The following is a 288-nucleotide window of genomic DNA, read 5'->3' on the forward strand; positions in this document are numbered from 1 at the left end:
GAGTATGTTGGATTTGATGTTTCGAAGGAAGAGACTTCGTTCTGCGTGAAGGACCGGGATGGGAAGGTCGTTGGTCGTGGCAAGGTTGCAACTGATCCTGTGTCTTTGTTTGAGGCGCTGAAGGCGACCTGCCTTTGTCCTGAGCGGATCGTGATGGAAACGGGCACCTGGGGCCACTGGCTGGTAAGGGAACTTGGCAGACTTGGCGTTTGTGTTGATCTTATCGACGCCCGTCAGGCGCATGCGGTTATGAAGCTGCAGCACAACAAGACGGATGCCAATGATGCG

General features: G+C 54.5%; 1 protein-coding gene. It reads left to right on the top strand.

Features of this window, described 5'->3' with window-relative positions:
• Positions 1-288: IS110 family transposase (locus ACXAH0_RS25255; RefSeq protein WP_475196084.1), on the top strand; the 288-nt coding region annotated here is incomplete at both ends.

Source organism: Roseibium sp. AWQ4_290 (genome assembly GCF_056160985.1).